Here is a 12,022-nt window from a genome sequence, read left to right on the forward strand (position 1 = left end):
TGATGCGATTCAACACGCAAGACTTTTTTGGACCGGACTTAACAAGTCGCTGCCCAAGTATGTTCTGTGTCTGAAAACTAATATTTAAGTAAAAGGAATTTTTGTGACAAAGCTCAATATCCTCTTAGTAGAAGACAGTCCCCCAGATGCCGAACTGATTGAGGCATATCTAATAGATGGCGGTCTGGAATTTTCTCTCCTGTGTGTGGAAACTCGGGAAGACTTTACCGCTGCCCTGGAAAAACACAGTTTTGACATTATTTTGGCAGATTATATGCTGCCTTGTTTTAACGGGATAGCGGCGCTGGAAATCGCCCGCGCTACTTGTCCGGGAGTGCCGTTTATTTTTGTGTCGGCTACTTTGGGCGAGGAAGTGGCGATCGAAACTTTGAAAAGCGGCGCTACTGATTATGTTCTCAAACGCCGTTTGATACGCCTGGTTCCCTCGATTCAGCGGGCCATGCGGGAGGTTCAAGAACGGATCGATCGCAAGCAAGCCGAAGCACAGCAGCAGGAAAGCGAAGGTCGATTTCGGACTATGGCAGATACCGCACCGGTGATGATTTGGATGTCGGACGCCGACCAATTTGGCGATTACTTTAACAAAGTTTGGCTGGAGTTTACCGGTAGAACTTTGGCGCAAGAAATGGGCAAGGGTTGGATGGAAAGCTTGCACCCCGATGACTTACCAGAATATCTGGATATTTACCAAAAAGCCTTCGACGATCGCACCGAGTACCGGATCGAATGCCGCCTGAGACGCTATGACGGGGAATACCGCTGGGTTTTGGGTACGGGCGTACCCCGGTACAGGCCCGATCGCACTTTTGCAGGTTACATCGGTTCTTACATTGATATTAGCGATCGAAAACAAGCAGAACAAGAATGCGCTGCCGCTTTGTCCCGCGAACAAGCAGCCCGGTTGCAAGCAGAAGATACAGCTAAAGCGCTGCAATCGGCAAACGATCGAATTACTAATATTCTCGAAAGCATTACTGATGCTTTTATCGCGGTAGATTTAAATTGGAACTATACCTATATAAACTACAAAGCTATTGAGCTTTTAGGCAGACCAAAAGCAGAACTGATTGGTAAAAAAATTTGGGATATATTTCCCTGGGCTGTAGATTTACCGTTTTACAAAATGGCTGCCAAAGCAGTAGCAGAAAAGGTAACGGTCGAGTATGAAGAATTCGTGCCGTTGTGGGATAAGTGGTTGAAGGTGCGTTTTTATCCTTCCGATTCTGGTTTGTCGGCTTACATCCAAGACGTTAGCGAGCGCAAGCAAACAGAAGCTGCACTCAAAGTTAGCGAAGAAAAGCTGAGAATGTTGGCAGAAGCTAACTTGATAGGAATTATCTTCGGGGATGTTAACGGCGCTATCATCGAGGCAAACGATGAATTTTTGCGGATAATTGGTTACACGCGGGAACAGTTGCAGCGCAGGAAATTAAACTCGATTGACATCACGCCGCCGGAGTACCAGTCTCTCGACGAAAAGGGGATTGCAGAGGCACAAGCAACGGGGGTTTGCATTCCCTACGAAAAGGAATACTGGAGGGGAGACGGCAGCCGGATTCCGGTGCTGATCGCATATGTTTTGCTGGGCGAAAAGCGTCAAGAATTGGTGGCTTTTATTATCGATTTGACGGTTGGCAAGCAATTGGAAAGAGCACTGCACGATCGAGCCCAGGAATTAGCGCGGGTGAACCGGATTAAAGACGAGTTTCTGGGAACTTTGTCCCACGAATTGCGGACGCCGCTGAATGCAATGCTGGGATGGGCGCAACTGCTGCGAAACCGCAAGTTTGACGAAAAAACGACTGTTCGGGCTCTCGAAACGATCGACCGCAATACAAGATCGCTGGCAACTGCGATCGAGGATTTGTTGGACGTGTCGCAGATTATTAGCGGGAAACTGTCGCTGAATTTGCGGTGGGTAGATGTGATTTCGACTGTTGAGGCTGCGATCGATACTCTCGCGCCCGCGATTGCCGCCAAAAATATTGAAATTGTGACGGATTTCGACCCAAATGCGGGGCGGATTTTTGCCGATTCCGGTCGCTTGCAGCAGGTAGGGTGGAATTTGCTGTCGAATGCGATTAAGTTTACTCCCGATGGCGGACAGGTGAGGGTGGCGGTGCGAAAGATGGAGAGGACTTTTGCCGGTGAGGAATCCGCTTGCTGTAAAAAATTGTCGCCCGCTAGTGTGGAAATTGAGGTCAGCGACACGGGACAAGGAATTTCAGAAGAGTTTTTGCCGCACGTTTTCGATCGGTTCAGCCAAGCTGACAGCTCTACAAGGCGATCGTACAACGGATTGGGTTTGGGTTTAGCGCTAGTGCGCCATTTTGTGGAAATGCACGGAGGGACGGTGCAAGCGGCATCGGCCGGGAAGGGAGAAGGATCGAGGTTTTTGGTGAGATTGCCAATTCAACAGCTTCATTGCGACGGCAGATTTTCTGTTGCCGGACTCGGGGAGTTTGCCCTTCCTCAAAGCAAGGCGCGAGCCCCTGTAAAGCAGTCTTTTGTCAGCAGCAATCTTTCTGGAGTGCGGGTGTTGGTGGTAGATATCGATGCGGATTCCCTGGATTTTGCCTGTACAGTGCTCGAAGATTGCGGGGCCCAGGTGGAGACCGCTAGGTCGGGATTGGAAGCCCTGGAGGCGATTGAAAGGCTGAATCCGGATGTGTTGGCGATCGATATGGGGATGCAGGCCCCCGGTGGAAACGAGATCCTCCGGCAAGTGCGATCGATCGCGGTGAGGAGGGAAATTCCGGCGGTGGCGTTCACAGGTGGCGGCAGGGTAGAGGAACGGGTACGGGCGCTGCGGGAGGGTTTTCAAATTCACGTGTCCAAGCCTCTCGATCCTGCTGAGTTGGTGGCGGTGGTGGGAAGTTTGGCGATGCGATCGAACGATTTTAAATTTTAGATTTTAGATTTTAGATTTAATGCGTTTGCAAACTTTGAGGAGGGAGGTCGTGACTGCAAACCAATTTTCTTGCATTCGAGCGATCGGACAATTAAGCAGAAAAACGTTTTTTTTAGTATGAATCAGAAGAGTAGCTAATTTGTCAAGCCCCAACAGTTATAAATTTAATTTAGCTCATAGTCGGTAGTTTTTGATACTGATAGCAGTGTCAATCGATTTTAGATTTTAGATTTTAGATTTTAGATTGACTTGCGCCAGATCAATGCGGGGGCTTGAGGATTTTCGATTTTCGATTTTGGATTGATTCCACGGATAAATCACGTGGCGGGTACCACCTTTGAAATTCGTGGTCATCAGTAGTCCCACTTCTTCAATTCTTTAATCTAAAATCTAAAATCTAAAATCTAAAATTGTATGAGATGCAGGGACGATCGTCCTTAACTTTATCTCCTCAAATATCAAGTTCAGCAAATACGTGCTTCAATTGAAAAATTCCGCATCGGGGCCCATGCTTCTGGCACTCCTCTATTTCCCGCCCTACAAGGATTTTGTGTCGCTCTTGGATTTTTCTGGGGCCTGGTTTCAACTATCGACTAGATACCAGTTGCACCCGGCCGGCATCCATTTCATCCATTAATAACTCTAAAGCCTCATAATCGATATCCGAGATGTAGCCCAAACGGGTGAGCTCGTAGTTGATTTCGTTTTCAATGTCAGGCGTTAACTGCTTAATGTAGAGGGCTTTTTCTACAAGATGACGAATAGCATAGGTTGCTTGCATAGTAGCTCGGAGAACTCCGTACAATTTAATTATTATCTGAACAGTAGATCGCGCGCGTGATCTAAATCAGAACTAACAAGTGATTTCAATTACATTATTCACTTTTATCTAACAGCCAGGGGACAGTCGATCGCAATTTTTAGAATTCTCAAGACTCAACCTGCTGGCATAAATAAAAAATAGTATAGTAGCTTACGTTTCCGCCACAAATCTTGCGCAAAATTTCATAAAAAAGAGTCAATAAATAAAGATTCAGTAAAACTACTGAAAAAACTGGTCGATTTCCCTCAGAGCAAGTTAGCCTCAGAGTTATTAAGTAGGTTTAGGCTTACACCTGTCCAGCACAGTAGTTGAAAATACGTAGCAACCATAGGTTTGACATATGCAGACACTTCTTGCCCATAAACCAATTACGGTGATTCGACCCCTAGACCACTTGAATGCAGCCACCTGCCCAGAAGTCGGACGGCAACTAATGACAGCAATTGCAGCCCCCGGAGTTGTAGCGGTACTCGTAGATTTGGGCGCTGTAAAATTTATTGACAGTGCCGGTTTGATGGCATTGGTTTCGGGCCTGAAGCAGGCGAAAAAAATGGGGCGCAGGTTTAGTATTTGCTCGGTATCCCCCGGGATTAGGATGATTCTGGAACTCAGTCAACTCGATCGAGTTTTTGAGATCTTTGAAAATGTCGATAGCTTTGAAGCCGAAAACTCCTGCGCAAACCAGCACTGCTAGAGGTGCCTCCTCGGCGAAAACAAGCAACAAAACCGAGTAAATTCGGTTAAATGCCCGAAAAGACAAAGGACTGTCGTTGGCGTGTTGGCAGATTTTAAGGTAGGCTGCTTAAGAGTCGCAGATATTTAGCGAGTCGAGCCGTGGCAGTAAAAGTCGAAGAATTACTTACAGCAGAAATTAATCAGCCTGCTCGTTATCTGGGAAACGAATTGGGGGCTGCACACAAGCCTTGGGACGCGGCGTCTGTGCGCTGGGTGCTCACTTACCCAGAAGTGTATGAAGTTGGTGCTTCCAATCTCGGGCACATCATCCTTTACAACATTTTGAACGCAGGGCCGAGACAGTTGTGCGATCGAGCTTATTTGCCCGCACCAGACTTGGCAGCAAAACTGCGATCGACCAAAACTCCGCTGTTTGCCGTAGAATCCAGGCGATCGCTCACAGAATTTGATATTCTGGGCTTCAGCCTCAGCTACGAACTCGGAGCCACAAACATTCTGGAAATGCTGGATTTAGCTGGCATTCCCCTAACTTGGCAAGAAAGAGCGACCCATCGCCAAAACGGTCAAATGCCGCTGATTTTTGCTGGCGGGCAAACGGCAACTTCCAATCCCGAACCCTACGCGGACTTTTTTGACTTCATCGCTTTGGGAGATGGAGAAGAATTGCTGCCAGAAATTGGCTTGATTTTGGCAGAAGGCAAAACAAATAATTTGAGCCGAGAAGCATTGCTGCTGGATTTAGCGCAAATTCCAGGCGTCTACGTCCCGCAATTCTACGATATGGCGGCCGACGGTTCTGTTCGTCCCAACCGCCCGCAAGTTCCAGAACGAATTCTGCGCCGCGTGGCAACTCCGATACCAGCTTATTCGATCGGCCTGGTTCCCTACGTCCAAACAGTACACGACAGACTGACAGTAGAAATCCGCCGGGGATGCACCCGCGGCTGTCGCTTCTGTCAGCCGGGAATGCTGACTCGCCCAGCGCGCGATGTCGAACCGCAGCAAGTCGTAGAGGCGATCGAACAGGGAATGCAAGCCACCGGGCACAGCGAGTTTTCCCTGCTTTCCCTCAGTTGTTCCGATTATCTGGCACTCCCAGCAGTCGGGATGGAAATCAAAAATCGCCTGAAAGATAAAAATATTTCTCTGTCTCTACCCAGCCAGCGAGTTGACAGATTTGACGATAATATTGCCGACATTCTCGGCGGTACGCGACAAGGCGGTTTGACTTTTGCCCCGGAAGCTGGTACTCAGCGGATGCGCGACATTGTTAACAAAGGTTTGACCAACGAAGAATTGCTTCGGGGTGTCAAAACTGCGGTCGATCGCGGCTGGGATAAAATCAAGCTGTATTTTATGATCGGTTTGCCCGGAGAAACAGATTTGGATGTTCTCGGCATCGCCGAAACAGTCCGCTGGCTGCACCGGGAATGCAGAATCGATGGCAGGCGGGGACTGAATTTTAACTTGACAATTTCTAATTTTACGCCTAAGCCTCACACTCCTTTTCAGTGGCACTCGGTTTCTACTGCTGAGTTTTACCGCAAGCAAAAACTCCTGAAGGAAGAGTTTCGGGGGATGCGGGGCGTCAAGGTGAATTACACTGATGTGCGGATTTCGGCAATGGAGGATTTTGTCGGACGGGGCGATCGGCGTTTGGCCGCTGTAGTCCGCCGCGCTTGGGAACTTGGCGCGGGTATGGATGCGTGGTGGGAAAGCTTGGATCGGGCTTACAAAGCTTGGACTCAGGCGATCGATGAGTCGGGCCTTACCTGGAAATACCGCCAAGTCGAAAGCGGCGAGTGGAATCTTTTTGACAAGGAGAAGGAAGAAGGAAGAAGGAAGAAGGAAGAAGGAAGAGAAATCAAGGAAGATTTTCCCAAGTCTCCGGATCTCCCCCTCTCCCCCTCCCCCACTCTCCCCCTCTCCCCCTCGCCCCATCTCCCCCTCTCTCTCGATCAACCTTTACCTTGGGATCATTTAGACACGGGGATCGACAAAAACTGGCTGAAAATTGACTTGCAAAAGGCTTTAGAAGCAGCGACGGTTCCCGACTGTTCCTTTGAAGGGTGTTCGCGCTGCGGGGTTTGCGGCACCGATTTCGGACACAATGTGGTGGTGGATGCGCTGCCAATTCCAGAGTTTGCTGGGGAGTTCGTGCCGAATACGGATCGGAAACAGCGTTTGCGGGTTTGGTTCGGGAAGGTGGGCGATATGGCTTTGGTCGGTCATTTGGATTTGATCCGATTGTTCGATCGAGTAGTCCGCAGAGCCGATTTGCCGATTTCGTTTACCGGCGGGTTTCACCCGAACCCTCGGATTTCTCTGGCAAATGCTCTGCCTCTGGGCGTTACCAGCACTGGGGAAATTGCCGACTTTGAGCTGACTGAGCCGATCGATGTTGAGAGTTTTCGGGAAAAGTTGGCCGCTAAGCTGCCAGAAAATATTCCGATTTACAAGGTTGAGTCGATCAATCTTAAGGCTCCTTCTGCCAGTCAGTTGTTGGAAGCAGCGGAGTACGTGATTGCTGTGGCTGTAGGGGGCTCGTTGACAGAAAATGGCGAATTAGACCGTGAAAATTCTGCTCCTGTCTCCGTGGCTCCTGATGCCAACTGGGAAGCTTGGGTCAAGACGATCGCCCAAACTGAGGCTTTTTGGCGGGTGCACACTACTAAGTCGGGAAAGACTCAGGATGTCAATTTGCGCGATCGACTGCACAAACTAGAACTTGTAGAAGACTCCAAACCAGAAAGCATTGCCTCTGCCTCTGGTAATAAATCCGAAGGTAGAGCCGTCTTGCGCTTTACCGGCAGTTGTCGCAGCGACGGTAACTTGCTAAAGCCCGAACATATTGTTTTCATGCTCGAACAAGTCAGCCAGCAAGAAATTCAGCTTCTGCAAGTTCAGCGCAGTCAGCTAATCTTGGGTTATGGTTAAAATAGGGGAGCTCTGGTGGCATATTTCACCTTCGGCTCTCGATCGGGATGTGTCGTTCACGCTATAATTGCTTGTTATGGAAGCCGCAGCGGCTCGAGCGCTTTAGTCGCTCGCCGCTAAGAGTCAACCAGCAACGCGGGCTGGGTGCAAATTGCTTCTGTTCAAGACTTCAAGCCTTTTTGTTGTACATTCACGGGCTAAATCTAGCGCCAAACCTGCCGGAGCGGCATGAACCAACTTTAGCGATTAATTTCGGCCGCTCGACAGGTTGTCGGTGGTCGGCTTACTCAAAAATCTCACGGTTCAAACCGCAGAGCGGGTATTCAACAATAGATGTTTTTGACGGGTCAAAAAACGCAGATAAGCCCCCGACTTAAGTCGTGGAAAACCAAAAATTTTAGATTTTAGATTAAAGTTCCAGCTCCCAGATTGTTCTGTGGAGTAAATCTAAAATCTAAAATCTAAAATCTAAAATCGACTGACCCGTCAAAAAACGGAGATAAGCCCCCAACTTAAGTCGTGGAGAATCAAAAATTTTAGATTTTAGATTAAAGTTCCAGCTCCCAGATTCTGCTGTGGAGTAAATCTAAAATCTAAAATCTAAAATCTAAAATCGACTGACCCGTCAAAAAACGGAGATAAGCCTTCAACTTAAGTCGTGGAGAATCAAAAATTTTAGGTTTTAGATTAAAGTTCCAGCTCCCAGATTCTGCTGTGGAGTAAATCTAAAATCTAAAATCTAAAATCTAAAATCGACTGACGAGGTTTTAGGGTTGGCAGGGGCGGAGGTTGCAGTCGAATGCCAAGCTGGGGTGTGTTGAGTGCGATCGCGCAAGAATTCAACAAAAGTCTAGGCGCTTTCACTCCTACCTACTTTCGCTCACAACCAACCCTCAACCACCACGCAAGCGGAGTTATCAGTTCGTAGTGTTAAGTTGTGTGTTAAGAAATTGGTACGGTGTCAATGAATTTATTCGCTGAGTTCAAAGGAAGAGTTGTAAGTGTTGAATTTTGAGTCTTGATTTCGCAATTATCAACTCAAATCTCAATATTGCTAACTCGATAAAAGCCTCCTTATTTCTATCTCTCAGATTTATCTGCTGAGCATAACTCATAACTCTGTACGGGCGGGTTTAACTACTTTATCTGTAACAGTTAACAGTGAACAGTCAACAGTTAACAGTGAACGGTCAACAGTTAACTTTCCTTCCTCCCTGCACTAACTCACAGCTCATAACTCTTCAAGCTACTACTAATTACAGTGAAAGTCAGAGGCACTATGAGTGCGTAAGTGTCTCTAACTTGCTGCCAGTTTTTTGAGGAAATTGAATGACAAAGCAGATAGTTATAGCAGAGCAGCATCGCATTGCTGCCGTCTTTTCAGAAGATCAAATCCAAGAACTTGTGGTAGCCACAGGCAGCCACCAAGTCAGCGACATTTACTTGGGCATTGTCGAGAATGTACTCCCCGGGATAGATGCGGCGTTCGTCAATATTGGCGACCCCGAACGTAACGGGTTCATGCACGTAACAGACCTCGGCCCGCTGCGCCTTAAACGGTCAGCAGGAGCTATAACAGAACTCCTGACCCCCCAGCAGAAAGTGGTGGTACAGGTAATGAAAGAACCGACGGGCAGCAAAGGCCCCCGGCTAACAGGCAACATTACCCTGCCGGGCCGCTATTTGGTACTGATGCCCTACGGCAGGGGAGTCAACCTGTCACGCCGGATCAAGTCGGAAGCCGAGCGCAACCGCCTCAGAGCTCTGGCTGTTTTGGTGAAACCGGCGGGGATGGGGCTGCTGGTACGCACCGAAGCTGAAGGGATGACTGAAGAAGCCATCATGGAAGATTTGGAAGTCCTCCAAAAACAGTGGGAAGCCGTTCAACTCGAAGGCGGTACCTCGCGGGCACCGGCACTCCTCAACCGGGATGACGATTTTATCCAGCGGGTGCTGCGAGATATGTTCAGCGGTGACGTGAATCGGATTGTGGTGGACTCGCAAAATGGAATTAAGCGGGTGAAGCAGCAGTTGATGAGCTGGAACGGCGGTAAACTTCCTGCGGGAGTTTTGATCGACCACCACCGAGAGCGCGCCTCGATTTTAGAATTTTTCCGCGTTAACGCTGCAATTCGAGAAGCCCTCAGACCGAGGGTGGATTTGCCTTCGGGGGGTTATGTGATTATCGAGCCGACTGAGGCGCTGACGGTGATCGATGTCAACTCTGGCTCGTTTACTCGATCGGCGACGGCTCGGGAAACGGTACTCTGGACAAATTGCGAAGCAGCTACGGAAATTGCTAGACAACTGCGGTTGCGCAATATTGCCGGGGTGATTATTGTTGACTTTATTGACATGGAATCCCGCCGCGATCAGTTACAGGTGCTGGAACATTTCAATAAAGCTCTCAAAGCTGACAAAGCTCGGCCGCAAATCGCTCAACTGTCGGAATTGGGATTGGTAGAACTGACCCGCAAGCGCCAAGGTCAAAATATTTACGAGTTGTTCGGCCACACTTGCCCTACTTGCAGCGGGTTGGGTCATCTGGTTCACTTGCCCGGGGAAGAAGACTTCGCCGCAGCGGTGCGGGAATCGGCCGATCGCACCGTTGCTACGTCGAACCGCGTTTTGTTGAATTTGCCCGAAGGATTGGAACGCCGCAGCTTGACGCCTGTGGCGGCTGCAACTCCTGCACCGATGCGGGAAGAACGCCCCCCGGAACCAGCTCGGGCTGCTTGGGAACCTCAGAGCGAAAGTTTGGATTTTGAGACCGGCAGCAACGCCTCGCCTTTGGACTTGCTCAACCATCCCAGCTATCAGGATTTGGGGAACGGAACGAGACGCCGCCGCCGCCGCCGGATTGGCGAAGAGCCTTTTGCTCTCCAGGCGGAGGAAGAACCGGTGCGCAGCAAGTTGCGGCTGCCGAATACTTCGAGCGCGCCCGTCGCGGATACGCGCTCTGAGTATCTGGCTCCTCCCGGGATCAGAGCCGCTTCGGAGGGCTTCGGGCTGGTGAATATGGCGACTGTTGGCAGGCGCGAGGATTTCGATCGCGTGCGGCCGGCTAAGTCTGAGTTGATGAAGCCGATGGTGGAGCCTCCAGAGGTGATTTCGGTGGAAATGACGCCAGAGGAACAGGATGTTTATGCGCTGATGGGGGTTTCTCCTTTGGTACTTACGGATCGCAGCGTGAAAAATCCTAAGAATGCGATCGTTTCGGTTACTCTCCCAGGAGCGGCCCCGAACAAGCCGCCTTTCGAGCAGCTCGAATTTGAATTTGAAGCGACGACGCCTGCACAGAATGTTGAGGAACGGGATTATTATCCAGAAAGGTCGGTAGTTGAGCCTGTTTTTTCTGAGGATGATGATGAGGCCCAAATTTATGGCGAGAGTTCGATCGACGAAACTGATGATTTCGATCGGATGGAGGAACCCAGCGATGTGATGGGCGAATCCTATGAACAGATCGAGTCCCATGAGGCGATCGAATCCTATGAACAGATCGAGTCCCATGAGGCGATCGAATCCTATGAACAGATCGAATCTCATGAGGCGATCGAATCCTATGAACAGATCGAATCTCATGAGGCGATCGAATCGAGCGAACCCGAGGAGCCTGCTATCAACCGCCGCCGCCGCCGCCGCTCATCTGCCCTTTTGGATGAATAGTTATGAAGGAAGAGGGAAGAGAGATGAAGGAAGCAAGAAGCAGAAAGAAGGAAGAAGTAGAAATTTTTACTCTCTTCCCATCTTTCCATCTTCCCCTTTCCCCCTCTCTCTCCTCCCCTCTGGTAATTGCGGGTGTTGATGAAGTCGGACGCGGGGCTTTGTTCGGGCCAGTAGTGGCTGCTGCCTGCATTTTGCCCGACGAAGTTCTCGATGAATTAGCAAGTTGCGGGGTGCGCGACAGCAAGCAGTTGAGTGCCGCAGCCCGGAGTCGGTTAGCCGTGAAAATCCGGGCTGTGGCGGTTGACTGTCAAATTGGTGCGGCTTCGGTGCGGGAGATCGATCGCCTCAATATTTTGCAGGCTTCTTTGTTGGCGATGAAACGGGCGATTTTGAAATTGAATGTTACTCCTGATTTGTGTTTGGTTGACGGGAATCAAAGGATTCCCAATTTGGCGATCGAGCAAGAGACAATGATCCAGGGTGATGCGCGATCGATTCAGATTGCTGCTGCTAGTATTGTGGCGAAGGTTTGGCGCGATGAATTAATCCTGCGGATGGCTGTTAAGTATCCTGAATATGACTTGACAAATAACAAAGGATATGGAACAGCAAAACATAAATTGGCTTTGGAACGCTGCGGTGTGTCTGTCTTTCACCGACAATCTTTTAGTCCTTGTCGAAAATAGTTATCAGAAATCAGAATTACTCGTTACATCGCGTCCGGTTAATCAGCGATCTCACGAGTGCGATCGTCCCGCTCGCTCTTTTAAACATCGCGATTCAAAATAAAAGAAGCACTCGACCTATCTTTTTTTTGACAACAATCAGCCCCCAGGGCAGTAAACCTCAATCTCTAATTCGCTTTACCCGAATGGAAAAAAGATAGGTTATAGTCATTTCAAATAAATGTGAGACAAATGCAAGATGATGTAAAATCAAGAAAAATTGTTAAATCGGAGCAGAAA

General features: G+C 49.2%; 7 protein-coding genes. 6 read left to right on the forward strand and 1 reads right to left on the reverse strand.

Annotated features, from left to right (window positions below):
- The first annotated feature begins 103 nt into the window (after nucleotides 1–103).
- Nucleotides 104–2,932, forward strand: coding sequence for a PAS domain S-box protein (locus QUA99_RS20955; RefSeq protein WP_333240285.1), 2,829 nt, complete (start codon nucleotides 104–106; stop codon nucleotides 2,930–2,932).
- Nucleotides 2,933–3,518: 586 nt separating this feature from the next.
- Here the strand turns inward: QUA99_RS20955 and QUA99_RS20960 are convergent.
- Nucleotides 3,519–3,713 carry a hypothetical protein gene (locus QUA99_RS20960; protein WP_193975465.1) on the reverse strand — a complete coding sequence of 65 codons (195 nt, stop codon included), beginning with the start codon at nucleotides 3,711–3,713 and terminating at the stop codon, nucleotides 3,519–3,521.
- A 382-nt stretch (nucleotides 3,714–4,095) separates the two neighbouring features.
- Between QUA99_RS20960 and QUA99_RS20965 the strand changes: the two genes are divergently transcribed.
- The 5 genes from QUA99_RS20965 (at nucleotide 4,096) to QUA99_RS20985 (ending at nucleotide 11,743) form a co-directional block, all read left to right on the forward strand.
- Complete coding sequence (locus QUA99_RS20965) at nucleotides 4,096–4,449, forward strand: STAS domain-containing protein (protein ID WP_333240283.1); 354 nt, start codon at nucleotides 4,096–4,098, stop codon at nucleotides 4,447–4,449.
- A gap of 140 nt (nucleotides 4,450–4,589) precedes the next feature.
- A complete protein-coding gene (locus QUA99_RS20970) occupies nucleotides 4,590–7,388 on the forward strand; it encodes a TIGR03960 family B12-binding radical SAM protein (protein ID WP_333240281.1) in 2,799 nt (932 codons plus the stop codon).
- 799 nt (nucleotides 7,389–8,187) lie between these two features.
- Nucleotides 8,188–8,316, forward strand: a complete 129-nt coding sequence (locus tag QUA99_RS20975; protein WP_333381732.1) for a hypothetical protein — start codon at nucleotides 8,188–8,190, stop codon at nucleotides 8,314–8,316.
- A 401-nt stretch (nucleotides 8,317–8,717) separates the two neighbouring features.
- Entirely contained in the window at nucleotides 8,718–11,057 is a 2,340-nt protein-coding gene (locus tag QUA99_RS20980) for an Rne/Rng family ribonuclease (RefSeq protein ID WP_333240279.1), read from the forward strand.
- A gap of 2 nt (nucleotides 11,058–11,059) precedes the next feature.
- A complete protein-coding gene (locus QUA99_RS20985; protein WP_333240277.1) occupies nucleotides 11,060–11,743 on the forward strand; it encodes a ribonuclease HII in 684 nt (227 codons plus the stop codon).
- Nucleotides 11,744–12,022 lie beyond the last annotated feature (279 nt).

The organism is Microcoleus sp. F10-B2 (genome assembly GCF_036704965.1).
Lineage (GTDB): Bacteria > Cyanobacteriota > Cyanobacteriia > Cyanobacteriales > Microcoleaceae > Microcoleus.